At 68.0% G+C, this 23951-nt stretch carries 24 protein-coding genes; 18 read left to right on the forward strand and 6 right to left on the reverse strand.

Annotated features, from left to right (window positions below):
- Positions 1–10 precede the first annotated feature (10 nt).
- Positions 11–619, forward strand: a complete 609-nt coding sequence (locus N5C25_RS07445) for a YbhB/YbcL family Raf kinase inhibitor-like protein (protein ID WP_058980253.1) — start codon at positions 11–13, stop codon at positions 617–619.
- A gap of 179 nt (positions 620–798) precedes the next feature.
- Here the strand turns inward: N5C25_RS07445 and N5C25_RS07450 are convergent, their stop codons facing one another.
- On the reverse strand, positions 799–1623 hold the full coding sequence (locus tag N5C25_RS07450; protein ID WP_279936714.1) for an META and DUF4377 domain-containing protein: 825 nt from the start codon (positions 1621–1623) through the stop codon (positions 799–801).
- 73 nt (positions 1624–1696) lie between these two features.
- Entirely contained in the window at positions 1697–2491 is a 795-nt protein-coding gene (locus tag N5C25_RS07455; RefSeq protein WP_058980250.1) for an undecaprenyl-diphosphate phosphatase, read from the reverse strand.
- 223 nt (positions 2492–2714) lie between these two features.
- Here N5C25_RS07455 and glnA point away from each other — a divergent pair, with 223 nt between their 5' ends.
- From glnA to N5C25_RS07510, 11 genes are all read left to right on the forward strand, one after another.
- Positions 2715–4124, forward strand: coding sequence for a type I glutamate--ammonia ligase (gene glnA / locus N5C25_RS07460; RefSeq protein WP_019661939.1), 1410 nt, complete (start codon positions 2715–2717; stop codon positions 4122–4124).
- A 346-nt stretch (positions 4125–4470) separates the two neighbouring features.
- On the forward strand, positions 4471–4809 hold the full coding sequence (locus N5C25_RS07465) for a P-II family nitrogen regulator (RefSeq protein WP_004134334.1): 339 nt from the start codon (positions 4471–4473) through the stop codon (positions 4807–4809).
- 22 nt (positions 4810–4831) lie between these two features.
- Positions 4832–6262 carry an ammonium transporter gene (gene amt, locus N5C25_RS07470; protein WP_058980247.1) on the forward strand — a complete coding sequence of 477 codons (1431 nt, stop codon included), beginning with the start codon at positions 4832–4834 and terminating at the stop codon, positions 6260–6262.
- A gap of 221 nt (positions 6263–6483) precedes the next feature.
- A complete protein-coding gene (locus N5C25_RS07475; RefSeq protein WP_279936715.1) occupies positions 6484–7230 on the forward strand; it encodes an N-acetylmuramoyl-L-alanine amidase in 747 nt (248 codons plus the stop codon).
- 67 nt (positions 7231–7297) lie between these two features.
- A complete protein-coding gene (locus N5C25_RS07480; protein WP_279936716.1) occupies positions 7298–8473 on the forward strand; it encodes an MltA domain-containing protein in 1176 nt (391 codons plus the stop codon).
- Between the two features lie 84 nt (positions 8474–8557).
- Positions 8558–8884 (forward strand): hypothetical protein, encoded by a 327-nt coding sequence (locus N5C25_RS07485; protein ID WP_058980246.1) that lies wholly within the window; start codon positions 8558–8560, stop codon positions 8882–8884.
- A 103-nt stretch (positions 8885–8987) separates the two neighbouring features.
- Positions 8988–11030 (forward strand): TonB-dependent receptor, encoded by a 2043-nt coding sequence (locus tag N5C25_RS07490; RefSeq protein ID WP_279936717.1) that lies wholly within the window; start codon positions 8988–8990, stop codon positions 11028–11030.
- 115 nt (positions 11031–11145) lie between these two features.
- Positions 11146–12207, forward strand: coding sequence for an ATP-binding protein (locus N5C25_RS07495; protein ID WP_058980241.1), 1062 nt, complete (start codon positions 11146–11148; stop codon positions 12205–12207).
- Positions 12200–13648, forward strand: a complete 1449-nt coding sequence (ntrC, locus tag N5C25_RS07500) for a nitrogen regulation protein NR(I) (RefSeq protein ID WP_279936718.1) — start codon at positions 12200–12202, stop codon at positions 13646–13648. Before N5C25_RS07495 ends, ntrC begins: the two co-directional genes overlap by 8 nt.
- A gap of 93 nt (positions 13649–13741) precedes the next feature.
- Positions 13742–14311 carry a superoxide dismutase family protein gene (locus tag N5C25_RS07505; RefSeq protein ID WP_058980237.1) on the forward strand — a complete coding sequence of 190 codons (570 nt, stop codon included), beginning with the start codon at positions 13742–13744 and terminating at the stop codon, positions 14309–14311.
- A 32-nt stretch (positions 14312–14343) separates the two neighbouring features.
- Positions 14344–14970 carry a superoxide dismutase family protein gene (locus N5C25_RS07510; RefSeq protein WP_058980236.1) on the forward strand — a complete coding sequence of 209 codons (627 nt, stop codon included), beginning with the start codon at positions 14344–14346 and terminating at the stop codon, positions 14968–14970.
- Between the two features lie 212 nt (positions 14971–15182).
- Here N5C25_RS07510 and N5C25_RS07515 read toward each other — a convergent pair whose 3' ends face one another.
- The gene (locus N5C25_RS07515) at positions 15183–16070 is read right to left on the reverse strand and encodes a hypothetical protein (RefSeq protein ID WP_058980234.1); all 888 of its coding nucleotides are present in this window, start codon (positions 16068–16070) and stop codon (positions 15183–15185) included.
- A 93-nt stretch (positions 16071–16163) separates the two neighbouring features.
- On the opposite strand from N5C25_RS07515, the gene N5C25_RS07520 reads away from it, so the two are divergent.
- Positions 16164–17459 carry an acetyl-CoA C-acetyltransferase gene (locus N5C25_RS07520; RefSeq protein ID WP_026347250.1) on the forward strand — a complete coding sequence of 432 codons (1296 nt, stop codon included), beginning with the start codon at positions 16164–16166 and terminating at the stop codon, positions 17457–17459.
- Positions 17460–17551: 92 nt separating this feature from the next.
- On the opposite strand, the gene N5C25_RS07525 is transcribed toward N5C25_RS07520, so the two are convergent.
- The 3 genes from N5C25_RS07525 to N5C25_RS07535 all read right to left on the reverse strand — a co-directional run bounded on the left by N5C25_RS07525 (position 17552) and on the right by N5C25_RS07535 (position 20745).
- Positions 17552–18847 carry a heme biosynthesis HemY N-terminal domain-containing protein gene (locus N5C25_RS07525; protein ID WP_279936719.1) on the reverse strand — a complete coding sequence of 432 codons (1296 nt, stop codon included), beginning with the start codon at positions 18845–18847 and terminating at the stop codon, positions 17552–17554.
- A gap of 6 nt (positions 18848–18853) precedes the next feature.
- Positions 18854–19831, reverse strand: coding sequence for a uroporphyrinogen-III C-methyltransferase (locus tag N5C25_RS07530; RefSeq protein WP_058980231.1), 978 nt, complete (start codon positions 19829–19831; stop codon positions 18854–18856).
- Between the two features lie 104 nt (positions 19832–19935).
- The gene (locus tag N5C25_RS07535) at positions 19936–20745 is read right to left on the reverse strand and encodes a uroporphyrinogen-III synthase (protein ID WP_058980229.1); all 810 of its coding nucleotides are present in this window, start codon (positions 20743–20745) and stop codon (positions 19936–19938) included.
- A 35-nt stretch (positions 20746–20780) separates the two neighbouring features.
- On the opposite strand from N5C25_RS07535, the gene N5C25_RS07540 reads away from it, so the two are divergent.
- The 5 genes from N5C25_RS07540 (at position 20781) to N5C25_RS07560 (ending at position 23865) form a co-directional block, all read left to right on the forward strand.
- Positions 20781–21248 (forward strand): YiiD C-terminal domain-containing protein, encoded by a 468-nt coding sequence (locus N5C25_RS07540; RefSeq protein WP_008266702.1) that lies wholly within the window; start codon positions 20781–20783, stop codon positions 21246–21248.
- Positions 21249–21280: 32 nt separating this feature from the next.
- Positions 21281–21706: a hypothetical protein gene (locus N5C25_RS07545; RefSeq protein WP_058980224.1), complete on the forward strand. Its 426-nt coding sequence runs from the start codon at positions 21281–21283 to the stop codon at positions 21704–21706.
- 57 nt (positions 21707–21763) lie between these two features.
- Positions 21764–22201, forward strand: coding sequence for a rhodanese-like domain-containing protein (locus tag N5C25_RS07550; protein ID WP_058980222.1), 438 nt, complete (start codon positions 21764–21766; stop codon positions 22199–22201).
- 99 nt (positions 22202–22300) lie between these two features.
- On the forward strand, positions 22301–22819 hold the full coding sequence (secB, locus tag N5C25_RS07555; protein ID WP_005407596.1) for a protein-export chaperone SecB: 519 nt from the start codon (positions 22301–22303) through the stop codon (positions 22817–22819).
- A gap of 20 nt (positions 22820–22839) precedes the next feature.
- Positions 22840–23865, forward strand: coding sequence for an NAD(P)H-dependent glycerol-3-phosphate dehydrogenase (locus N5C25_RS07560; protein WP_058980220.1), 1026 nt, complete (start codon positions 22840–22842; stop codon positions 23863–23865).
- Positions 23866–23951 lie beyond the last annotated feature (86 nt).

The following is a 23951-nucleotide window of genomic DNA, read 5'->3' on the forward strand; positions in this document are numbered from 1 at the left end:
GGAGATCCTGATGCAGCTGACCAGTAACAGCCTGACCAATGGCGCACCGATTGATCGTGAGTTCGCCGCCGGCGATGCCAATGGTTTTGCGCCCGACCGCAACCCGCACCTTGCCTGGAACGGGGCGCCGGCCGGCACCCGCTCGTTCCTGCTGGTGTGCGTGGACCCGGACGTGCCGACCGTGCCGGAGACGGTTGGCCGCAGCGACATGAGCGTGCCGCGTGACCAGCCACGTTGCGATTTCGTGCACTGGGTGATGGCCGATATTCCGGCCTCGGTGCAGGAGATCGCCGCAGGAAGCTGCAGCGACGGCTTCGTGGTGAAGGGAAAGCCCGCACCCGCCGGTCCGGCCGGCAGCCGCCAGGGCCTGAACGACTTCACCGGCTGGTTCGCGGGCAACCCGGATATGGCCGGTGATTACCTGGGCTATGACGGCCCGTATCCGCCGTTCAACGACGAGCGCATGCACCGCTATTTCTTCCGGGTATTCGCGCTGGACGTGGCGTCGCTGGACCTGCCGCAGCGCTTTACCGCCGCCGACGCGTACCGCGCCATGCACGGCCACGTGCTGGCCGAAGCCGCACTGCACGGCACCTACACGTTGAACCCGGCGCTGTAACCGCAACCCCGGTAGCGCCGGCCGCTGGCCGGCGTTGCTTTCGGTAGCGTCGAGCCATGCTCGGCTGCTTTTCCCGATAGACAGCAGCCGAGCATGGGCTCGGCTCTACAACGCACAACGAAGAAGGGCGACCTCGCGGCCGCCCTTCAAGTGCCAGCCGACTAACAGTCGGCTCTACATCACTTCTCGATGGCCGACTCGACCACCATGTCCAGCACGTACGCCTGCGACGGCGCATCGGCCGGCGGGTTCTTCACCTCGTAGCGCTTCACGCGCACCACGTTGCGCACGCCGTCTTCGTGGGTGTAGCCCTCGATGGTGCCGTAGAAGTTCTCGAACTTGCCCGGCTCGCCCTGCTTCAGGCCCTTGTCGTCGAACTTCACTTCGCGCACCTGCAGGCACTGGTAGTCCGGGATCAGCGGGTGCGAGCACTTCTCGGTCTTCGCGGCCACCTCCAGGAACACGGTTTCGCCGGCGCCGCCGTAACGGGTTTCAGCGGTCGGTTCCGGGTTGAAGACCAGCGTGTCGCCCTTGGCGGTGGTCAGGGTCAGCCTGCCATCAGCGTCCTGCTCGGCCTTCAGTTCGCCCTGCAGCCGGCTCGACACGGCCTCGTCCAGCGCCATCAGCGCCTTGTCGGTGCAGGCCATCATGGTCGAGGCCATCGCACTGACCGTCAGCTTGCCAGCGTCGAAGGTGTAACCACCGCCCATGCGGTTGCAGGTGTTGCTGACCGACAGGCGACCGTCAGTGAAGTCGAGGGTGACCGGCTTGTCCTGGCGGGCGAACAGCGCGTCGATGCGCTTGCCGTCGGCGCCGGTGGCCTGCTGCAGCAGCCAGTGCTGGCTCTGCAGGCGCTGCGCATCCAGATGCGCCAGCGTCTGCTGGTCCGCTGCCTTGGCCGCGGCCGGGGCCACGTCATCGCCGCCGGTGCCGGCCGGGGCCGGGGTCTGGCTGCACGCGGCCATCAAGGCCAGCGGGAGGAGCAGGGTGAGCTTGCGGTTCATGGTGATTCTCCTTGGGGAACCGTGGGGGAAACGGGGTGGGGCCGGCATTGGGGTTACCGTGCCCCGGTGCTGTTCAGCTGCCGGAGGGCAACCACAGCAGCAGCGCCGCGCCCAGCGCGATGCGGTAGAGGGCGAAGGCCGTGAACCTGTGCGACTTGATGTAGCCCATCAGCCACTTCACTACGACGAAGCCGGTGACGGCCGCGGCAAGGAAGGCCACGCCCACCTCGGTCCAGTTCTCGCTGCCCAGCTGCCCGTCCCTGGCCAGTTCCAGGAAGGTGTAGGCACTGGCGGCGAACATGGTGGGAATGCCGACCAGGAACACGAATTCGGCCGCCGCTGCGCGGCGGCTCAGGCCCAGCAGCATGGCCAGGAAGATCGCCGAGGCCGAGCGCGAGGTACCGGGGAACACGCCCGCCACCACCTGCGCCAGGCCGACGCCGATCGCCACGGTCCAGGTCACCTGGTCGCGGTCAGGCAGGCGCGCGGTGTAGGCCTCCACCAGCAGCATCCAGACACCGCCGATGATCAGCGCCCAGGCCACAGGACTGACCGTCTCCGGCAGCGACCAGCCGGCTTTGCGTACCACCAGGCCGACCACGGCGGTGACCAGGAAGGCCGCCCCCAGCTTGAATACATACTCCCGGTTCCCGCGCTGGTTGAAGCCGGTGGCCAGCTGCAGCAGGCGCTGGCGGAACACCAGCACCACCGCGACGATCGCGCCGGCCTGGATGACGATGTTGAAGAAGTCCGAACGGGCACCCAGCCAGTGCTGGGCGATGAGCAGGTGGCCGGTGCTGGAGATCGGCAGGAATTCGGTCAAGCCTTCGAGGATGCCCAGCAGCAGGGCAGAGAGCAGGTCGGACATGGACGGTGCGGGCACGCGCGGGAGGAAGGAAGAAGGCGAGAGGATAGACGATCCCTGCTGCACCAAATGGGTGCGCCTGCTGCCGACTGCACCCGTTTGGTGCGCGCTGTTCCGCACCGGTGCGGGGCGGGCTTAGGGAAATCAACGACTTGCGGGTCGCAAGAAGTTGGCACGGTCATTGCTGTACCTCAGCAGGCATTCATCCCCATCCGAGGTCGTACCGATGTCCGTGGAAAACGTTGAGAAGCTGATCAAGGACAACCAGATCGAATTCGTCGATCTGCGTTTCGTGGACATGCGTGGCGTCGAGCAGCACGTCACCTTCCCGGTCAGCATCGTCGAGCCGTCGCTGTTCGAAGAAGGCAAGATGTTCGACGGCAGCTCGATCGCCGGCTGGAAGGGCATCAACGAATCGGACATGGTGCTGCTGCCGGACCCGTCCAGCGCCTACGTCGATCCGTTCTACGCCGATCCGACCCTGGTGATCAGCTGTGACATCCTCGATCCGGCCACCATGCAGGCCTATGGCCGCTGCCCGCGCGGCATCGCCAAGCGTGCCGAGGCCTACCTGAAGTCCTCCGGCATCGCCGAAACCGCGTTCTTCGGTCCGGAGCCGGAATTCTTCATCTTCGACTCGGTCCGTTTCGCCAACGAAATGGGCAACACCTTCTTCAAGGTCGACTCGGAAGAAGCGGCATGGAACAGCGGCGCCAAGTATGACGGCGCCAACAGCGGCTACCGTCCCGGCGTGAAGGGCGGCTACTTCCCGGTTCCGCCGACCGACACCCTGCACGACCTGCGCGCCGAGATGTGCAAGACCCTCGAACAGGTCGGCATCGAAGTGGAAGTGCAGCATCACGAAGTGGCCACCGCCGGCCAGTGCGAGATCGGCACCAAGTTCAGCACCCTGGTGCAGAAGGCCGACGAGCTGCTGCGCATGAAGTACGTCATCAAGAACGTCGCGCATCGCAACGGCAAGACCGTCACCTTCATGCCCAAGCCGATCGTCGGTGACAACGGCAGCGGCATGCATGTGCACCAGTCGCTGTCCAAGGGCGGCACCAACCTGTTCTCCGGTGACGGCTACGGTGGCCTGAGCCAGCTGGCGCTGTGGTACATCGGCGGCATCTTCAAGCACGCCAAAGCCATCAATGCCTTCGCCAACTCGGGCACCAACAGCTACAAGCGCCTGGTGCCGGGCTTCGAGGCGCCGGTGATGCTGGCCTACTCGGCCCGCAACCGTTCGGCCTCGTGCCGCATTCCGTGGGTGTCCAATCCGAAGGCGCGCCGCATCGAAATGCGCTTCCCCGACCCGATCCAGTCCGGCTACCTGACCTTCACCGCGCTGATGATGGCCGGCCTGGACGGCATCAAGAACCAGATCGACCCGGGTGCACCGAGCGACAAGGACCTGTACGACCTGCCGCCGGAGGAAGAGAAGCTGATCCCGCAGGTCTGCTCCTCGCTGGACCAGGCGCTGGAAGCGCTGGACAAGGACCGCGAGTTCCTGAAGGCCGGCGGCGTGATGAGCGATGACTTCATCGACGGCTACATCGCGCTGAAGATGCAGGAAGTGACCAAGTTCCGCGCGGCCACCCACCCGCTGGAATACCAGCTGTACTACGCGAGCTGACCGGGCGCGATGGCGGTGGGTTCCCCCTCCCACCCGCCGCCATCGCTTCCGTTCTCGCGGCTGGGGAGCCGCAGGGCGGGCGCAGGCCCGCCGTTGTAGAGCGGACTGTCAGTCCGCTGCATTGGAACGCGGGCCATTGGCCCGCTTATCCAGGGGCAAGAGAGAGACCGGATACGCGACCAGGGCCGCCCTCCCTCCCGCGTCGGTCGTGCAAGGAGAGAGGCACGGCCGTCCCGGCCCTGTACGTGTCCGGTGCAACAGCCACGGTCATCGTCCTGATGACCCGTGGTTGCCTGATGCCAACGCGCGCTGGCGCGCTGGCCCCATCCACCCTCGGGACATGCGCATGAAACTGATCTCCGCCATCATCCGACCGTTCAAGCTCGACGAGGTCCGCGAGGCCCTGTCCGATGCAGGCGTGTCGGGCATCACCGTGACCGAAGTGAAAGGTTTCGGTCGCCAGAAGGGCCACACCGAGCTGTATCGCGGTGCCGAGTACGTTGTCGACTTCCTGCCCAAGATCAAGATCGAAACCGTCGTCACCGACGAACGTGCCGACGCGGTGATCGAAGCGATCCAGTCGTCTGCCGGCACCGGCAAGATCGGTGACGGCAAGATCTTCGTGACCGCTGTCGAGCAGGTCATCCGCATCCGCACCGGCGAAATCGGCGCCGACGCGCTGTAAGCCCCCTTCCGGAGACTCCCCCATGAAGATGCGCCTTCTCACCGGGTGGCAAGCCCGGTTCCATCTGGTGTGCCTGTTGATGCTGCTCAGCGCGCTGGCCGCTGGTGCCTGGCCGGGCAGCGCCCACGCCCAGGCACAGGTGTCGCCGCTGCCGAGCGAAACCGTGGCGGTCGAGCCGCTGCACGATCCGGCCGCCACCGCCGCCGCGCCGGCCGTGGCCGAAGCGGCCGCTGCCTATGATCGTGGCGACGTCGCCTGGATGCTCACATCCACCCTGCTGGTGCTGTTGATGGTGGTTCCAGGCCTGGCCCTGTTCTATGGCGGCCTGGTGCGTTCGAAGAACGTGCTGTCGGTGCTCAGCCAGATCCTGGTGGTGTTCTCGCTGGTGCTGCTGCTGTGGGTGGCCTATGGCTACAGTGCGGTGTTCAGCGCCGGCAATCCGTTCTTCGGCTCGTTCACCGAATTCGCCTTCCTCAAGGGCTTCACTCCGGAGTCGGTAGGCAATACGCCGATCAAGGGCCTGCCGGATTACCTGTTCGTCGCCTTCCAGTCGACCTTCGCCGGCATCACCACCGCGCTGATCGTCGGTGCCTTCGCCGAGCGCATCAAGTTCCGTGCGGTGCTGCTGTTCTCGGCACTGTGGTTCACCCTCAGCTACATCCCGATGGCGCACATCGTCTGGGGCGGCGGCTACCTGGGTGAACTGGGCGCGATCGACTTCGCCGGTGGCACCGTGGTCCACATCAATGCGGGCGTGGCCGGCCTGGTCGGCGCGTGGTTCGTCGGCAAGCGCCTGGGCTACGGCCAGACCGCGCTGAAGCCGCACAACGTACCGTTTACCTACATCGGCGCCATGCTGCTGTGGGTAGGCTGGTTCGGCTTCAACGCCGGTTCCGCCGCTGCGGCCGATACGGTGGCCTCGCTGGCCTTCCTCAACACCGTGCTGGCCACCGCCGCCGCCGTGCTCGGCTGGACCTTGGTGGAAGCGATCGGCAAGGGCAAGCCGTCGGCGCTGGGTGCAGCCTCGGGTGCGGTGGCCGGCCTGGTCGGCATCACCCCGGCCTGTGGCACGGTCGGCCCGCTTGGCGCGATCGTGATCGGCTTCGTCGCCGGCGTGATCTGCGTGTGGGGCGTGACCGGCCTCAAGCGCCTGCTGAAGGTGGACGACACCGCCGACGTGTTCGGTGTGCATGGTGTCGGCGGCATCGTCGGCGCGATCCTCACCGGCGTGTTCAGCGCGCAGTCGCTGGGCGGCACCAAGGCCGATCTGGATATCGGCCACCAGGTGTGGGTGCAGGTGGTCAGCGTCGGCCTGACCGTGCTGTGGTCGGCGGTGGTGACCGCGGTCATCCTGCTGCTGGTAAAGGTCGTGGTGGGCCTGCGCGTGACCGAAGAAGCAGAGCGCACTGGCCTGGATGTGACTTCGCACGGCGAGTCTGCCTACGAGGCCTGAGGTAGCGGCGTACTGACGTGGTGGGTGCCGACCGTTGGTCGGCACTTCCCCTGTCCTGGTTCTGGTAGGTGCCAAGCTTGCTTGGCACAGGGTCCAGGTCTGCTCTGGTGGGTGCCGACCATTGGTCGGCACAGCCGGAGTGGCGCATCCACGCCTGGCGTGGATCAACAGAATCTACCTTGTGACATGCACCCTCGCGCCAGATCGCGCACAATCAGGCCATGCCTCCGATCCGCACCACACTGATGCTCTCGGCCTGCCTGTTGCTGGCCGCCTGCGCTTCCACGCCACGGGAAACGCGTAACCCGCTCGCCACCTGGGTGCCTTCGCCCAACCAGAACGCGCGCACGCCGGTCATCATCGTCATCCACCACACCGAGCAGAAATCGGTGCAGCAGAGCCTGCATACGCTGCGTACCGCCAACAGCGGTGGACCGGTCAGCGCGCACTACCTGATCGGCGCCGATGGCCATCGCTACCAGCTCGTCGCCGATGAGCGCCGTGCCTGGCATGCCGGCGCCGGGCGCTGGGGCACCATCACCGATCTCAACTCGGCCTCGATCGGCATCGAGCTCGACAACGATGGCCGCAGCCCGTTCAGTGCGGCGCAGATCGAATCGCTGATCGTGCTGCTGCGCGACCTCACCACCCGCCTGAACATCCCGCCGCGCCAGGTGATCGCCCACGCCGACCTGGCACCGACGCGCAAGCAGGATCCGAGCCGCTTCTTCCCGTGGCAACAGCTGGCCGAGGCCGGCTTCGGCGTGTGGCCGCGCGCGGCCGACGGCGCGGCACCGGAAGGCTTCGACGCGTGGAATGCGCTGGCCCGCTTCGGCTATCCACTGGACAACCGAGAAGCCACCGCCGCCGCCTTCCACCGCCGTTTCCGTGGCCGCGACGACCTGCCCAAGACGCTGGATGCCGAGGACGCCCGCATCCTGCATTCGTTGCTGCTGCAGATGCCGTGACTCCGCGCATGAACGCTTGACCCCGCGCCGGGTTGCCGCCCAGCGGCCGGCCCGCCACCATGGCGGCATGACCGATTCCGCTACCTTCTTCAAGCGCAAGCACTGGACCCTGTTGGCAGCGGCGGTGCTCGCCGGTTGCGCCACCACCGCTCCCCGCACGGGTTCCGAAGCGCCCGCGCCGACCTCAGCGCCGGCGGCCACCTACGCCAGGGTCGACTGGAAAGCCCTGCCAGCGGTCTCAAACAGCGATCTGCAGGCCGGCTTCGTTGCCTGGCGCAGCAGCTGCACCCGCCTGAAGAACGACGCTGTCTGGGCCAAGCCCTGTGCCACCGCCGCAGCCGTGTCAGACAAGGACCCGGCCGCGATCCGCCAGTTCCTGCAGCGCGACCTCGATGCCTATGCGCTGCGTGCCGGTGGCCATCAGGCCGATGGATTGATCACCGGTTACTACGAGCCGATCTACCCCGGCAGCCTTACCCGTACCGATAAGGCCACGGTGCCGGTGTACGGCACGCCGGATGATCTGATCGTGGTGCAGCTGGACAGCCTCTACCCGGAACTGAAGGGCAAGCGCCTGCGCGGGCGGGTTGAGGGCAAGGTGCTCAAGCCCTATGACGATGCCGGCACCATCGCCGCCAAAGGCGTAAAGGCGCCGGTGCTGGCCTGGCTGACCGACCCGATGGACCTGCAGCTGCTGCAGATCCAAGGGTCCGGCCGCGTGCGCCTGGCTGATGGCACGCAGGTGCGGCTGGCCTATGCCGAGCAGAACGGCCACCCCTATCGCGCGATCGGTCGCTGGCTGGTGGACCAGGGCCAGCTGAAGAAGGAAGACGTCACCATGGACGCGATCCGCGCCTGGGCCCGGGCCCATCCCGCGCGCGTGCAGGAACTGCTGCGCAGCAACCCCAGCTACGTGTTCTTCGTGCGCACTCCGGACAGCCCGGAAGGTCCGCGTGGTTCACTGAACGTACCGCTCACCGCCGGCTACAGCGTGGCGGTGGATCGCACCGTGGTACCGCTGGGCAGCCTGCTGTGGCTGTCCACCACGCGCCCGGACGGCAGCCCGGTGGTGCGCCCGGTGGCCGCGCAGGACACTGGCGGTGCCATCGCCGGCGAAGTGCGCGCCGACCTGTACTGGGGCAGCGGCGAAGCCGCCGGCAAGCTGGCCGGCGACATGAAGCAGAAGGGCAACATCTGGATGTTGTGGCCGAAGGGCGTGGCGTTGCCAGCGCCGGCCCGCTGAAGCGCCCACCTGCGCGCTGCGAGGTCGGGCGATAATGGCGCCATTCCGCACTTTCCGGCCGCGCCAGCGGCCAGGGCTCCTGCAATGACCTACTCAAAGCACAACGCAAAAACCGGCGCGAAGTCCGCCGCGAAGTCCGCCGCAAAGAAGTACTACAAGCACTGGGCCGAATCGGGCCTGGGCAAGGGCAACGTGCTGATGGAAGCGCGCGGCGAGAAGATCGTGCGGCAGGTGGAAATCTACGGCACCAGGATGGTCTGGGCCGACGAGCATGCCCACAGCGACGACCGCTTCCTGCTGGCCGACCAGCCGGTGTCGTTCCTGGATTTCGACGAGGACGACGAAATCTCCGCGCGTGAATTCGAAGCCGCCTGGAAGAAGGCACGGGAAGCCACCGGCTACCCGGTGTAATCCCCCCGGCTCCCGCCCTTGTAGCGCCGAGCTTTGCTCGACGCTGCAAGAGCGGGCGCGTGAAATGTTATATTATTACATTTCACCGTAACCGCCCCTTCCCATGACTCCCACCCTTTTGGCCGCCTTGGCGGCCGCGCCGTTCGCCCCTGAAGCTTTCGCACAGTCCGCCGATGCCGCGCTCACCCTCGGCAAGGTGCAGGTGCACCAGCACGGCGAAGGCCAGCTCAGTGCACACCAGGTACTGACTTCGGTGGACGTGCTCGGCGCGGACCAGATCGAAGACCGCAACGTCTCGCACAGCTGGGAGCTGCTGGGGCAGATGCCCGGCATCCAGCTCACCGAAACGCGGCAGGGTGCCGAATCGGGCAAGGTCAGCTTCCGCGCCTTCAACGGCGAGGGCTACCTCAACGCGATCAAGACCCTCATTGACGGCATCCCCAGCAACGTCAACAGCGGCAACCAGCGCTTCATCGACATGCTGTTCCCGCTGGACATCAGCTACATCGAAGTGGTGCGCGGTACCAACGACCCGCGCTACGGCCTGCACAACATCGGCGGCAACGTGAACTTCGGTACGCGCCAGGGCGGCACCTACACCGACGCGCGACTGGCGTATGGCAGCTACAACACCCGAGATGCACAGCTGGCAGTCGGCCGCGAAGCCAATGGCTTCGCGCAGAACTATTTCGTCGGCACCCAGGCCAGCGACGGCTACCGCGATCACGATGCCTCGAAGAAGTATTCGCTGGGCGGCAAGTGGTTCCATGGCTCGCTGGACGACGGCCTGCGCGTGGGCCTGACCGCGCGCGCCTACCACCATGAGGCCGACGAACCGGGCTTCATGACCGCCGAGGAACTGCGCACGCACCGTCGTGGCAGCGAGCTGCGCAACGGCAACGATGGTGATGACCGCGACATGCGCCAACTGGCCGCGCACCTGGACATGAAACTGTCCGACGCGCTCACCTTCGGCACGCGGCTGTACTACAGCCGCTATGAAGACGACCGCCGCGTGACCTTCAGCGACGTGCCCAACGGCAACCTGCCGCGCCAGCGCCGCGCGTGGGACGAGCGGCAGCATGGCCTGCTCACCACGCTCACCTGGCAGGCCAGGCCCACGCTTACCGTCGAGGGTGGCCTGAACTACGAGCAGCAGGACAACGGCTACATCCGCGAGCGCTACGCCTACGCCGAACCCACCGACTTCAGGCAGCCACCGGCGCGGGTGCAGAACAATGATCGCCACAGCTTCGACAACTGGGGCGCCTACGTGCAGGCGGTCTACCAGCCCGTCGAAGCCTGGAAGGTCGTGCCGGCCTATCGCGTCGACCGCTTCAGCGGCCGCACCCACCTGGTGAACGGCGTCAGCGGCCGCCTGCAGGACTACGGCACGATCGGCCAGCCCAAGCTGAGCATCATCCACAGCCTGGGCCAGACCACCCACGTCTACGCGAACTGGGGCCGCACCTTCCAGGTGCTGACCGGGTCCACCGCACCGGCCTACCTCACCCCGGGACAGGCACCGATGCAGCCGTCCACCAACACCGGCATGGAGCTGGGCCTGAAGTTCCAGCCGTTCGCGGGCGCCCAGGCACGTCTGGCGGCATGGCAGCAGGACGCGGAAAACGAGGTATCCAACATGCCGGCCACCGGCACCACGGTCATTCTGGGCAAGACCCGCCGGCGCGGCGTGGATGCGCAGTTGAGCCTGCAACTGGGCGACGACTGGACGGTGTGGGCGTCGCACGCCTACCAGGAAGCGAAGATCACCCGCGACGACCGCGATGCCGGCGTTTCCCTGCAGGGCCGGGAAGTGGCCGCCACCCCGCGCCACATCAGCAATCTGGGCGTGGATTACCGCGCCGGTGATGCGCTGCGGCTGGGCCTGCAGGCGCGTGCGCAGGGCGATTACTACCTGGAAGAGCGCAACGTAGCCGGCAAGTTCGGTGGCTTCGCCGTGCTCGACCTCAGTGCTGCCTACCAGCTCACCCCGCGATTCAGCGTGGACCTGCAGCTGAAGAACGCCACCAATCGCCAGTACGCCTACGCCTGGTACGACAGCTTCTTCTGGGACAGCGCCCGCCCGATGTTCTCGCCGGCCCCGGGACGCAGTGTGTTCGTCGGCCTCAACATGAAGCTGTAACCGGCCACGCATCTGGTAGTGGTCGAGCTCGCTCGACCTGCGGCAGGGGCCGGAGCCCTTTTCTGGCGGAACGTGCTCTGACCCCGGCCCCCGCGTTTTGCACTACATTGGTGCAATGTCCGACCCCGCACCACCGCCGACCCTTGAAGCCCTGGGCACGCCACTGGCGTGGGCCGGGGCCGATGGCCGCATCATCGGCTGCAATCCGGCCTTCGGCCGCTGGCTGGGCGTCAGCGGGCGCCGCCTGCTGGGCCAGCCGCTGGCTGCACTGGAAGTGCAGGGCGAAGCGCTGGCCCATTTCCTGGCACGCGATGAGCGCGACAGCCTGCGCCTGAACCGGTTGGCGCTGGCGGTGCCCGGCGAGGCGCCGCGCTTCGCCGAGGGCTGGATGAGCCGCCGCGACGATGGCGGCTGGTTGCTGGAGGCACATCCGGTCGACGAATTCCCTGGGTTGGACCCGACGCAGGCCCTGCCCAGCGCGCTCAGCGCGGCGCTGAAGGGTCTGGCCCACGAGCTGCGCAACCCGCTGGCCGGGTTGAAGGGTGCGGCCCAGCTGCTGGCCCGCCGCGCGGCCCAGCGCGAGGCCAGCGAACGCGAACTGATCGAACTGATCGGCTCGGAGATCGAGCGCCTCAACGGCCTGCTCGACCAGCTGCTGTCGCCGGCCCCGGCCGCACCCCACGCCGAACTGAACATCCATGCCGCGCTGGAACGCGTGCTGCGCCTGGCCGAGAACGAGGCCGGCTGGGCAGTACGCCTGCAGCGCGACTACGACCCCAGCATTCCCGAATTCCGTGGCGACGCCGACCGTCTTACCCAGGCGGTGTGGAACCTGGTGCGAAACGCAATCCAGGCCGATGCCGGCAGCATCACCCTGCGCACCCGCGTGGAGCATGGCGCGCGCATCGCCGAGCAGCTGCACACGCTGGCGTTGCGCCTGGAAATTGCCGACGACGGCCGTGGTGTACCCGAGGAACTGGCCGAGCACCTGTTCCTGCCGCTGGTCAGTGGCCGCGCCGAAGGCACTGGCCTGGGCCTGGCGCTGGCCCAGCAGGTGGCGCGCGAGCACCGCGGCACGCTGACCTACCGCTCGCGCCCGGGCCATACCGTGTTCACCCTGCTGCTGCCGATTGTCAGTGGCGCCGCCCCGGCCGAGGAGGCCCCGCGCGATGTCTGAGTCTTCTTCGTCCCCGCAGCGCATCTGGGTGGTCGATGACGATCGTGCCGTGCGCTTCGTGCTGTGCACCGCGCTGCGCGAGGCGGGCTACCAGGTCGTCGATTTCGACAGCGCTGCGGCAGCCCTGCAGGCCCTGGGCGAAGGCGCGCCGCCGGCGCTGCTGTTCACCGATGTGCGCATGCCTGGCGACGATGGCCTGGTGCTGCTGGACAAGCTCAAGGCCGCGTTGCCGCAGCTGCCGGTGGTCGTGATGTCGGCCTACACGGATGTCGCCAGCACGGCCGGTGCGTTCCGCGGCGGCGCGCATGAATTCCTGTCCAAGCCGTTCGACCTGGACGATGCCGTGGCGCTGGCGCAGCGCGTGCTGCCGGCGGTGGCGCCGGCACTGGCAGCGCCCACGCCTGCGCCGGAAGCGCATGGCGACCAACCGCCGCAACTGGTGGGTGAGACGCCGCCGATGCGCGCGCTGTTCCGCGCCATCGGTCGCCTGGCGCAGGCGCCGCTGGCGGTGCTGATCACCGGCGAGACCGGCACCGGCAAGGAGCTGGTGGCCAATGCGTTGCATCGCGAATCGCCGCGCGCGCAGGGTCCGTTCGTCGCGCTCAATACCGCTGCAATCCCATCCGAGCTGCTGGAAAGTGAGCTGTTCGGCCATGAAGCCGGCGCCTTCACCGGCGCGCAGCGCCGCCATACCGGCCGCTTCGAGCAGGCCGATGGCGGCACGCTGTTCCTGGATGAGATCGGCGACATGCCGCTGCCGTTGCAGACCCGGTTGCTGCGCGTGCTGGCGCAGGGCGAGTTCTTCCGCGTCGGTGGCCGCGAACTGATCCGCGTCGATGTGCGCGTTGTGGCCGCCACCCACCAGGACCTGGAAGGGCTGGTCGCGCAGGGGAAGTTCCGCGCGGACCTGCTGCACCGCCTCGACGTGGTGCGCCTGCAGCTGCCGCCGCTGCGCGAGCGCCGTGAAGACATCGCGCAACTGGCCAGCACCTTCCTGGCCGCCGCCGCACGCAGGCTGGACACGCCGCCCAAGCGCCTGACCGCCGCCGCACTGCAGGCGCTGCGCGAGCACGACTGGCCCGGCAACGTGCGCGAACTGGAAAACGTGTGCTGGCGGATGGCCGCGCTGGCCGCCGCCGACACCATCGGCGTGGCCGACGTCGATACCGCGCTGAACCGTTCGCGGGGCCGTCGCGGCAGCACCAGCAGCGCCGATCCAGGCCAGTGGGAAGCGCTGCTGGCCGAATGGGCGCGCCGCCAGCTCGCCGAAGGCGTGGAAGGGCTGCATGCGCAGGTGCGCGAGCGGGTCGACCATGCGCTGCTGGAAGCGGCGCTTCAGATCACCCATGGCCGCCGCGCCGAAGCCGCTGCCCGCTTGGGCCTGGGCCGCAATACCCTTACCCGCAAGCTGGGCGCTGGCCGCCGCCGCGGGGGCCATTGAACGGTCCCTGCACGCGGTCCTCGCGCCCGCTTGCCGAACTGTTGATCGTTCATGGACGATGCAACGCTTAGTGTCATCTGCAAGGAGTCTTTGATGCGTCTGTCCTTTGCCATCCTGCCGTTGTCCGCCGCCGTGCTGCTGTCTGCCTGCGGCAGCGCGCCGAAAAAGACCGAACCTACTCCGCCGCCGCCGACCGTGGTCAGCGCAGCGAAGCAGGGCGAGGCCAATCTTGCGCCGGCCTCGGCCAGCATTGTCAGTGGCCGCATCGCACTGATGGTGGAGCCCGGCGGCATGCACATCACCGGCCTGGTCGGTGGCCTGCAGCCGATGCAGCAGGCCGGCTTCCACATCCACGAGCGCGGCGACTGCAGTGCGGTGGATGCCAGCAGTGCCGGCAATCACTTCAATCCCGGTGGCGCTGCGCATGGCCGCGCTGGCACCGGCAAGCACCACCTGGGCGACATGGACAATCTGCGTGCCGACGCCCAGGGCCGCGCCAACGTCGATATCCACCTCAAGGGCGTTACCCTTGGCGGAGGCGCCGCCACCGATATCGCCGGACGTGCACTGGTCGTGCATGCCAACGCCGACGACTATCGCAGCCAGCCCGCCGGCAATGCCGGCGTTCGCATCGCCTGTGGCGTGATCCGGGTCGTCCGCTGATCACTGCAGGCAACATCCAGGGAGAGATTCCAATGCGTCTGATCCACACTTCGCTGTTTGCAGCCATCGCCGCGCTGGGCCTGGCGGCCTGCGGCCAGCAGCCGGCCGCTCCGCAGACGGAAACCCCGCCGGCCGCCCCGGCCGAGGGCGCCACCACCGAACCGGCCACAACGCCGGCACCCGCTGCCGCCCCGGCAGCCGATGCGTCGGCCACCGCCGAACTGGCACCGACCCAGGGCAACGAGACCAAGGGCAGCGTCACCTTCAAGGTGGTTGATGGCAAGGTGCACGTGACCGGCCAGGTTACGGGCCTGAAGCCGGGTAGCGAGCACGGTTTCCACATCCACGAGAAGGGCGACTGCAGCGCGCCGGACGGCATGAGTGCCGGCGGCCACTTCAACCCGGGCAAGCAGGACCACGGAAGCGTGGCGGCCGATCCGCACCACGGCGGCGACATGCCCAACATCAAGGCCGACGACAAGGGCGTGGCCACCATCGACGGCCCGGTGTCGAGCAACGTCAACATCGGCAAGGGTGATGACTTCGACATCATCGGCCGCGGCCTGATCGTCCACGCCGATGCGGATGACTACAAGACCCAGCCGACCGGCAACGCCGGCGCGCGCCTGGCGTGTGCGGTGATCCAGAAGGTCCCGTAAGGGCGCTTTTGCTGGAAACGGAAAACGCCGGCGCAAGCCGGCGTTTTTCTTTGCATCGCTTCCTGTAGAGCCGAGCCCATGCTCGGCTGCTCTTCGGTGGACCTGAGCCGAGCATGGGCTCGGCGCTACAGCAATACGCACGGCGGTCGCGCCCCGGCGAAACGCAATTGCACGGTAGCGCCGGGCCATGCCCGGCGGTGCGCATCCGCAGATCAGCGCGACAGCAACTCGCGCGCGTCCTGCCCGGCCTCGCAGTGCACGAACAGCACCGGCACGCCGTGTGCCTCCAGCACCGCAGCCATCTGCCGCTGGCGCATCAGGAACTGTTCGTAGATGCCCTTCAGGCGGTCGCAATCGTTCTTGCTGTGGTTGTAGTGCGCGCACCAACCGGCCGGGTCGAACAGTGCCATGCGTGCTTCGCCGTGCGTATAGCGCAGCAGCGGCTCGGGCGCGGCATTGAGCCACTCGTCCTCGCCCGGCGCCATGATCGCTGTCTCGATCAGCGGCCACAGCGCGGCCAGGCCCTGGTTGTCGTACTGCATCGACATCATCGCGGCCAGATCGTTCACGGTGAAGTAGCGTGCGTGTTCGATCCGCGCACCGAAGCTGTTCTGCGCCATCAGCGCGGTGTCGGCATGCGCCATGCCGTTGGCGAGCAAGGTGTCTTCCAGCGCATGCGCGACCGCATTGGTGGTGGCCACATCGCTGCCGGTCAGCAGGATCGGCACCACGCGCAGGCCACCGCCAACCAGGCTGGCATCGGCCTGGAACGGCAGCGGCACGTCACCCTCGGCATCGGTACCGAAGGCCAGCAGGCGCGGGCCCTGGTTGCGGCCCGGAGCACGCATCTGCAGTTCTTCCAGGCGGCGATGGATCGGCCAGCCCGGGCGCAGCACTTCGGCCGGGTCGAAATGGGCGGCGGCGAACACCAGGTCCAGCTCGGCTACCTGTGGCACCAGCTTGGACAGGTCACGGCCGACGCGTTCGGCCAGTTCACCGGCCTGTTCTGCGCTGAGCACCGCCTGGCGGGGGATTTCACCGCCGGCCAGTTCCAGGGCCAGCACGCCAAGGGCATTCATCGCGGGGTCGGGTTTGCTCATGGTTCCACGGTTGGCCCATCACAGGGCGGCAGCTACACTTGGCTCCATTATGCCTGCTCCGCCGTGCAGGCCATGTTGCAGACACCCTCATCCATGCCAGGTATCTCCATGCCCAACGCTCGTCCCGTCGCCATCCTCGGTGGCGTCCGCATTCCGTTCTGTCGCCAGAACACCGCGTATTCGGATGTCGGCAACCTCGGCATGTCGGTCCGTACGCTGGGTGCGCTGGTCGAACGGTTCGGCCTGCATGGCCAGCAGCTGGGTGAAGTGGCAATGGGTGCGGTGATCAAGCACTCCAGCGACTGGAACCTGGGCCGCGAAGCCACGCTGTCCTCCGGCCTGTCGCCGCTGACCCCGGGCATCACCCTGCAGCGCGCCTGCGGTACCTCGCTGGACAGCATCATCACCGTGGCCAACAAGATCGCGCTGGGCCAGATTGAATCGGGCATCGGTGGTGGTTCGGACACCACCTCCGACGTGCCGATCGTCTACGGCAAGAAGCTGCGTGCACGCCTGCTGGCCGCCAACCGCGCCAAGAGCACCGGCGACAAGATCCGCGCACTCACCGCTGGCTTCAAGTTCTCCGAGCTCAAGCCCGAGTTCCCGGGCGTGGCCGAGCCGCGCACCGGCAAGAGCATGGGCGACCACTGCGAGGACATGGCCAAGGAGTGGAACATCTCGCGCGACTCGCAGGACGAGTGGGCTGTGTCCTCGCACAAGAAGCTGGCTGCCGCCTATGAGCGCGGATTCTTCAACGACCTGATCGCACCGTTCCGTGGCGTCGAGCGTGACAACATCCTGCGCCCGGATACCTCGCTGGAAAAGCTGGCGACGCTGAAGCCGGCGTTCGACAAGGTCTCCGGCCGTGGCACGCTCACCGCCGCCAACTCCACCCCGCTGACCGACGGTGCCGCTGCGGTACTGCTGGCCAGCGAAGAGTGGGCACGTGCGCACGGCCATGAGCCGCAGGCCTATCTGCGCGATGCGCATGTCTCTGCGGTGGACTTCGTGCATGGCGAAGGCCTGCTGATGGCACCGACCGTGGCCGTGCCGGAGATGCTCAAGCGCAATGGCCTGACCCTGCAGGACTTCGACATCTACGAGATCCACGAGGCCTTCGCCGCGCAGGTGCTGTGCACCCTGCGTGCGTGGGAGAGCGAGGATTACTGCCGCAACCGCTTGGGGCTGGACGCACCGCTGGGTCGCATCGACCCGGACAAGATCAATCTGCTGGGTTCGTCGCTGGCCACCGGCCACCCGTTCGCCGCCACCGGCGCCCGCGTCATCGCCACCGCCGCCAAGCAGCTGGCCGAACGCGGCGGTGGTCGCGCGCTGGTGTCGATCTGCACCGCCGGCGGCATGGGCGTGGTGGCGATCATCGAACGCTGATCGCTGCGACTACCGGGTTCCACATATGAAAACGCCGCCCGGTGGGCGGCGTTCTTTTTCTCCGGTGGGTGCCGACCGTTGGTCGGCACGCTTCACGGCAACCGCGGGTTGCCGAATTCGTCGCGCTCTTCGTTGGCGTCATACACCGGGGGCTGGACCGCGATCGGCTGCTCTTCCACCGTGGCACGCAGCGGCGCTTCGCTGCCGCGTACCAGTTCCACGCTGTCCTCGCCGCGCTGCAGGCGCAGCGCATTGGCCAGGCACTGTGCCGCCAGCGCGTGTTCGCCACGCTGCGCGAACAGTTCACCCAGTGCCTCCCACGCTGGGGCACCGGCGCCGGCGGCGATGGCCTCGTGCAGGAACGTATCGGCGGCATCCCACTGCTGCTGGGCCAGGGCCACGCGGCCCTGCGCCAGATGCAGTGCGGCCGAGCCATCATGCACACTGCGCCAGCGCGCCAGGTTGGCCTGGCGGGTGGCCAGGCGCTCGGCCGGCAGGCGGCCGTACAGCGCCACCAGTTCGTCGTCCCAGCGCTGGTCCAGCGCCTGTTCCAGCGCCAGCAGCGCCGGCTCATCCCAGTTCAGGGCCACCGCGCGGCTGGCATAGGCGCCCACCACGTCCGGGGTCGGCCGCAGCGCCTTCGGCGTGGCTTCCCACTGTGCGGCCAATGCGTTGACGTCGGCCGCTTCCAGCAGCGCCTGTGCGGCCAGGCGGGCTTCCAGTTCGCTGTTTGATTCGGCCGGCAGTACCTTGCTCTGGCGCAGCGCACCCAGCTGGCCATAGGCCTCGTGTGCGCGGCCGGCACGCGCCAGCGCTTCGGTACGCAGCCACAGGCCGCGCGGCGGCAGCGGCTGGATCGCGGCTACGTCCAATGCGTTGATCGCATCCACCGGCAGGTCGCGCGCCAACAGCTGTTCGGCGCGCAGCAGCGCCTGCAGCGTGGCATCGCTTTCGCCCAGGCGCTGCAGCAGTGCTTCACCGGCGGGGCCGTCGGCGCGCGCCTGTGCGCTGCGCACCGCATTGGCCAGCGCCACCGCGCTCACCTCCGGGTCCTTGGCCGCACCGTCCAGCAGTTTCTCGGCACGCTGCCACTGGCCATGCTCGTAGGCCTGCAGGCCGTCGATCAGGCGCACCCTGCCCTGCTTGCGGCGGTAGCGGCCCCAGGCACGGAACGGTGCAGCGATCAGGCTCCACAGCAGCCACAGCACCAGGACCGTGATCACCGCCAGCAGCGCTACCTTCGGCAGGTTGCTGTGATAGTCGTAGCCGCCGTAGCGCAGGGTCACCTCGCCGAAGCGGTTCAGGTCATCGGCGCCGAGCCATTGCGCGGCGACCACGCCGATGGCCACGGCCAGCAACAGCACGACCAGGGATTGCAGGGGTTTCATGCGGGCTTACCTCCGGTCGGTCTGGGTGCGCAGTTGTTGCAGGGTGCTGCCAAGGACAGCGTCGTTGGCCTGCAGTGGAAGTTCGCGCAAGGCCTTCAGTTCAGCACGTTGCGCGCGCAGGGCCGGTGAATCCGGCCAGCGTCGCTGTGCCCAGTGTTCCACCCGGTCCAGGGCGGAGTTGCGGCCCGCGCGGTCGCCACGCTCGATGGCGGCACGTGCCAGCGTCAGTTCCAGCTGAAGTGCATCGTCGGCGTTGCGCTGTTCGGCGGCCGTCAGTGGGCCGTTCTGGCGGCTGGGGGTGATGTCCACGAACGGGGCCAGGGTGGCCTGCCACCACGGCTTGGCAGCATTGCCGCCGGTTGTGCCGGTGATCTGTGACGGTAGGCCCTGCAGCGCCCGGGCCACAGCATCCAGACGCTGCAGCGACTGCACGCGCGGGCCGCTGCCGAGCGCGTCCAGTGCCTCGCGCTCCTGCACCAGCGCCTGGCGCAGGTTCAGGCCATCAGCGTCGGGCAGTTCGGCCAGTGCGGTGGCCGCCTGTGCGTACAGGCGGCGTGCGCCCTCCACGTCGTCGGCGTAGTTCAGGCGCTGCGCGGCCTGGGTCAGCAGCAGCTCGGCTTCATCGCGCTGCACCGCCTGGCGGCCCTGGTTGGCGCTGTCGGCCAGCTTGGCCAGGTTCTCTTCCAGCAACGCGCTGCGCTGGGAGAGGCCCAGCATCTCGTCGCGCAGCACGCGGTTGGTGGTGGCCGCGTCCTGCAGGCGCTGGCTGGTTGCGCGCTGGTCACGACGCAGCGCATCCAGCGTGGCCTCCAGGCCCTTCAGCTGGACGGCCGTGGTCTGTGCCTGCGCTTCCTGCTCATGCTGTTGCTGCTGCCAGACGTACCAGCCGGCATAGCCGCCCGCGCCGACCACGACCACAGCGGCCAGCGGCAGCAGCCAGCGCACGGGTCGATGGGGTGGGGGAGCGGGCGCAGTGTCGTTCATCGGGCTTCCTTGTCGGCAGCGTCGCCGGTGGAAGTCCGGCAGGCCGCGTTGTGCACAGCATCACTGTTGCCGACGACAGCGGCAAGCGTGATCCACGTCCCTGTTCAGGTCGCTGCCGGGACGGTGAGCGTGGCGTGTGCAGCGGCCACCAGCTGCGCAGCAGTGGGGCCGGCGCTGCGTGAGATGTGCCGCAGGCCGAGCGACCGCGCCTGTTCGCCGAGGCGGTCGCTGGCAACCACCACGCGGACCTCTGCCCGCAGGCGCTGCTGCCAAGTCGGCGGAAGCTGCTGCCAGAAATGCAGCAGCGCCTCGCCACTGCTGACCGCCAGCACCCACGGCCGCGCTGAATGCGCCAATCGCGCCAGCGTGCGGGGCGAAAGGCGCAGCAGGCGACGCTGGTAGACATCGGCACGTTCGATCGCGGCGCCGGCGGCCTGCAGGTGTGCAGCAATCAGGCCGCGTCCGCCGGGCGCGGTGACCAGTCCGATGCGCAGGCCGCGGACGTCCGCCAGTACCGGCAGCGCCAGCAGCCCCTCGCTGTCCATCCGCTGCGGCGCATGCACCCCGGCGACGCCGTGCTCCCGCAGCGCGCGCGCGGTGCCTTCGCCCACGGTCAGCCACGGGCTGCGTTGTGCCTTGGCCAGCGCCAGCAGGGTGGCGGCCGCGGTAACCGCGGCCGGGCTGGTGAACACCACCCGGTCGCAGTTCAGCGCGCGTTGCAGCTGACGCACCACTGGCATGCCGTTCAAGCGCTGCAGGCGCCAGGGCGGCAGGGCCACCACATGCCCGCCCAGCCCAGCAACGGCGCGGCGCAGCGCGGAATTCTGGCCCTGCGGTCGCAGCGAAATGAAGGTCCAGCCCGGCTCGGAACCGGCGGCGCCAGTGGGTATCGTATGGTCGGCCATTGCCTGCATTATGCGGGCCCTTCGTTGTCGTGGTCGCTGCTCCGATGTCCGTTGATGCTCTGACTTCCTCGCTGGCCGCCCTGCAGGACGTGCTGGACTGCATGCCGGCGGTGCGCGCCATGCAGATCCAGCTCGATGGCTATGCCGATGGCGTGCTGCGCATCACCGCGCCGCTGGCCGCCAACGTCAACGACAAGGGCAACGCCTTCGGTGGCAGCCTGGCCTCGGTGCTGACCCTGTCCGGCTGGGCACTGGTCAGCCTGCGCCTGCGCCTGGCCGGCCACGATGCCGAGGTCTACGTGGCCGACAGCAACCTGCGCTACCTGGCCCCGGTCTACGAAGACCTGCATGCCCATGCCGAAGCGGCCGAAGCCAGCGGCTGGGATGCCTTCCTGAATACCTTCCGCCAGCGCCGCAAGGCCCGCATCAGCATCATCGCCACCCAGCCCGGCGCCGATGGCAAGCCGGCCGCCGAGTTCAGCGGTCGCTTCGTTGCCTTCGCCAAAGGGTAGGATGGCAGGCTGACGTCCTGGGGAAACCACCGATGCGCCGCCTCATCCAGTTCCTGATGTGTTCCCTGCTGCTGGTCAGCGCCGTGGCTTCGGCCGACGACCTCAGCCGCAAGCAGCGCAAGTTGCTGGAAGAGACCCAGATCGCCTACGGCGCCACCATCCGCTGGGGCAGCATGGACGATGCGATCGGCTATCTGGACCCCAAGCTGCGCAAGGAAAAGCCGCCGACCGAGTTCGAGCTCAACCGCTACGCACAGCTGCGCGTGTCGTCCTATCGCGAGCGCAGCAGCGCCGCGCTGGATGGCGGCCTGGTCGAGCGCCGGGTCGAAATCGGGGTGATCAACCAGAACACCCAGGCCGAGCGCACCGTGGTCGTGGTCGAGCGCTGGCGCTGGGACCCGGAGGCCAAGCGGTGGTGGCAGACCGCCGGCCTGCCGGACCTGTGGAAGGGGCAGTGACGGGCCGCGTCCGGCTTGTGCGACAATCGGCGCCCGCTTAATCGACCCGTGACCTGAGTGAATTACGAAGAGTTGCTGGCCTTTGCAGGCCGAAACCCGATGCTGTCCGCGGCCCTGGTCGGCCTGACCGTGGCCATCATCGTCACCGAGATCCGCCGCCTGTTCCGGGGCTTCAAGGGCATCAAGCCCGCCGAACTGACCCAGCTGATCAACGCGGGCGGCACGGTGGTGGTCGACCTGTCGGCCAGCGGTGACTTCGAGAAGGGCCACATTGCCGGCAGCCGCAACGCCCAGGCCAGTGCCTTCGGCCCGGAGCACAAGCTGGTGGCCAACGCCAGGCAGTCTCCGGTGGTGCTGGTGTGCCGCAGCGGCAACGCCTCGGAAACCGCCGCCAAGGCGCTGAAGAAGGCCGGCTTCGAGAAGGTCTACGTGCTCGACGGCGGCATTCCTGCCTGGCAGCAGGCCGAGCTGCCGCTGGTCAAGGGCCGCAACTGATTGCCGCAGGTGGCGGATCCGGCCTTGTATGGGCCTGATCCCGCCCCCATCGCAGTAATTCGACCATCGTTTTCATTGCATTCATTGGAGTTACTGGAAATGTCCGAAGAGATCACCAACGGCGCTGCTGCGCCGGTCGATGCCGCCACCGGCCCCGCTTTCACCGTCGAGAAGATCTACGTCAAGGACGTCTCCTTCGAGTCGCCGAACGCCCCGACCATCTTCAATGACCAGGTGCAGCCGGAGCTGCAGCTGAACCTGAACCAGCAGGTGCAACGCCTGGGTGAGAACGCCTTCGAAGTCGTGCTGGCCGTGACCCTCACCTGCCAAGCCGGTGAGCGCACCGCCTACGTGGCCGAAGTGAAGCAGGCCGGCGTGTTCGGCCTGGTCGGCCTGGACCCGCAGTCGATCGACGTGCTGCTCGGCACCCAGTGCCCGAACATCCTGTTCCCGTACGTGCGCCAGCTGATCAGCGACCTGATCCAGGCCGGCGGCTTCCCGCCGTTCTTCCTGCAGCCGATCAACTTCGAAGGCCTGTACGCAGAAACCCTGCGCCAGCGCCAGGAGCAGGGCGACGCACCGTCGCTGGCTGACTCCGAGCCGGCCGGCAACGCCTGATTCCTGCCGCGACGTCACGGATGAGCACTCCCGCTGACAAGATCGCCGTGCTGGGCGCCGGTTCCTGGGGAACCGCGCTGGCCAGCCTGCTCGCACGGCACGGTCACCCGACCGTGCTGTGGGGGCGCGATGCTGCCGTGGTCGAAGCCATCGACCAGCGCCACGAGAACCCGCGTTACCTGCCGGGCATCCCGCTGCCGGACAACCTGCGTGCTACCACCGACCTGGCGTCGGCGGTGGAGGGCGCGGCCTGGATCCTGGTGGTGACCCCCTCGCATGCCTTCGGCGAAACCGTGCGTGCGCTGGCGCCGCTGCGTCCTGCCGGTGCCGGCGTGGCTTGGGCCACCAAGGGCTTCGAACCCGGTTCGGGCCGCTTCCTGCATGAAGTGGCGCGCGAAGTGCTGGGTGAGGACGTGCCGCTGGCCGTCGTCACCGGGCCGTCGTTCGCCAAGGAAGTCACCCAGGGCCTGCCGACCGCGATCACGGTGCACGGCGACGTGCCCGAGTTCGCGCAGACGGTGGCCGAGGCGATGCATGGCCCGGCGTTCCGCGCCTATACCGGCGACGACATGGTCGGTGCCGAGCTGGGCGGCGCGATGAAGAACGTGCTGGCCGTGGCCACCGGCGTGGCCGATGGCATGCAGCTGGGCCTCAACGCCCGTGCCGGCCTGATCACCCGTGGCCTCAACGAGATGCTGCGCCTGGCCGCTGCCATCGGTGCCAAGCCGGAAACGCTGATGGGCCTGGCGGGCCTGGGCGATCTGGTGCTGACCTGCACCGGCGACCTGTCGCGCAACCGCCGCCTGGGCCTGGCCCTGGGCCGTGGCCAGACGCTGCAGGATGCCGTGCGCGAAATCGGCCAGGTGGTCGAATCGGTGCAGACCGCCGACGAAGTGATGCGACAGGCGCGCCGCCATGGCATCGACCTGCCGATCTCCGACCGCGTGCGAGCCGTGCTGCATGGCGAGCAGACGCCGGAAGAAGGCCTGCGCGCATTGCTGGCGCGGGAACAGAAACCGGAATACCCGGACACGCTGTTCAAGTGAATCGAAAACCCCGGCCACGCGCCGGGGTTTTTTTATGCGCGCCTCATCCACGCATGGCGTAGATCCAGGACGGAACCCGCTTCTGG

The organism is Stenotrophomonas sp. GD03958, assembly GCF_029839005.1.
GTDB classification, from domain to species: Bacteria; Pseudomonadota; Gammaproteobacteria; order Xanthomonadales; family Xanthomonadaceae; genus Stenotrophomonas; species Stenotrophomonas hibiscicola.

What these genes read in the sequence shown, in the direction of transcription:
- N5C25_RS07445 (WP_058980253.1), top strand. Translation starts at nt 11, where the DNA reads ATGCAGCTGACCAGTAACAGCCTGACCAATGGCGCACCGATTGATCGT.
- N5C25_RS07450 (WP_279936714.1), bottom strand. Translation starts at nt 1,623, where the DNA reads ATGAACCGCAAGCTCACCCTGCTCCTCCCGCTGGCCTTGATGGCCGCG.
- N5C25_RS07455 (WP_058980250.1), bottom strand. Translation starts at nt 2,491, where the DNA reads ATGTCCGACCTGCTCTCTGCCCTGCTGCTGGGCATCCTCGAAGGCTTG.
- glnA (WP_019661939.1), top strand. Translation starts at nt 2,715, where the DNA reads ATGTCCGTGGAAAACGTTGAGAAGCTGATCAAGGACAACCAGATCGAA.
- N5C25_RS07465 (WP_004134334.1), top strand. Translation starts at nt 4,471, where the DNA reads ATGAAACTGATCTCCGCCATCATCCGACCGTTCAAGCTCGACGAGGTC.
- amt (WP_058980247.1), top strand. Translation starts at nt 4,832, where the DNA reads ATGAAGATGCGCCTTCTCACCGGGTGGCAAGCCCGGTTCCATCTGGTG.
- N5C25_RS07475 (WP_279936715.1), top strand. Translation starts at nt 6,484, where the DNA reads ATGCCTCCGATCCGCACCACACTGATGCTCTCGGCCTGCCTGTTGCTG.
- N5C25_RS07480 (WP_279936716.1), top strand. Translation starts at nt 7,298, where the DNA reads ATGACCGATTCCGCTACCTTCTTCAAGCGCAAGCACTGGACCCTGTTG.
- N5C25_RS07485 (WP_058980246.1), top strand. Translation starts at nt 8,558, where the DNA reads ATGACCTACTCAAAGCACAACGCAAAAACCGGCGCGAAGTCCGCCGCG.
- N5C25_RS07490 (WP_279936717.1), top strand. Translation starts at nt 8,988, where the DNA reads ATGACTCCCACCCTTTTGGCCGCCTTGGCGGCCGCGCCGTTCGCCCCT.
- N5C25_RS07495 (WP_058980241.1), top strand. Translation starts at nt 11,146, where the DNA reads ATGTCCGACCCCGCACCACCGCCGACCCTTGAAGCCCTGGGCACGCCA.
- ntrC (WP_279936718.1), top strand. Translation starts at nt 12,200, where the DNA reads ATGTCTGAGTCTTCTTCGTCCCCGCAGCGCATCTGGGTGGTCGATGAC.
- N5C25_RS07505 (WP_058980237.1), top strand. Translation starts at nt 13,742, where the DNA reads ATGCGTCTGTCCTTTGCCATCCTGCCGTTGTCCGCCGCCGTGCTGCTG.
- N5C25_RS07510 (WP_058980236.1), top strand. Translation starts at nt 14,344, where the DNA reads ATGCGTCTGATCCACACTTCGCTGTTTGCAGCCATCGCCGCGCTGGGC.
- N5C25_RS07515 (WP_058980234.1), bottom strand. Translation starts at nt 16,070, where the DNA reads ATGAGCAAACCCGACCCCGCGATGAATGCCCTTGGCGTGCTGGCCCTG.
- N5C25_RS07520 (WP_026347250.1), top strand. Translation starts at nt 16,164, where the DNA reads ATGCCAGGTATCTCCATGCCCAACGCTCGTCCCGTCGCCATCCTCGGT.
- N5C25_RS07525 (WP_279936719.1), bottom strand. Translation starts at nt 18,847, where the DNA reads ATGAAACCCCTGCAATCCCTGGTCGTGCTGTTGCTGGCCGTGGCCATC.
- N5C25_RS07530 (WP_058980231.1), bottom strand. Translation starts at nt 19,831, where the DNA reads ATGAACGACACTGCGCCCGCTCCCCCACCCCATCGACCCGTGCGCTGG.
- N5C25_RS07535 (WP_058980229.1), bottom strand. Translation starts at nt 20,745, where the DNA reads ATGCAGGCAATGGCCGACCATACGATACCCACTGGCGCCGCCGGTTCC.
- N5C25_RS07540 (WP_008266702.1), top strand. Translation starts at nt 20,781, where the DNA reads ATGTCCGTTGATGCTCTGACTTCCTCGCTGGCCGCCCTGCAGGACGTG.
- N5C25_RS07545 (WP_058980224.1), top strand. Translation starts at nt 21,281, where the DNA reads ATGCGCCGCCTCATCCAGTTCCTGATGTGTTCCCTGCTGCTGGTCAGC.
- secB (WP_005407596.1), top strand. Translation starts at nt 22,301, where the DNA reads ATGTCCGAAGAGATCACCAACGGCGCTGCTGCGCCGGTCGATGCCGCC.
- N5C25_RS07560 (WP_058980220.1), top strand. Translation starts at nt 22,840, where the DNA reads ATGAGCACTCCCGCTGACAAGATCGCCGTGCTGGGCGCCGGTTCCTGG.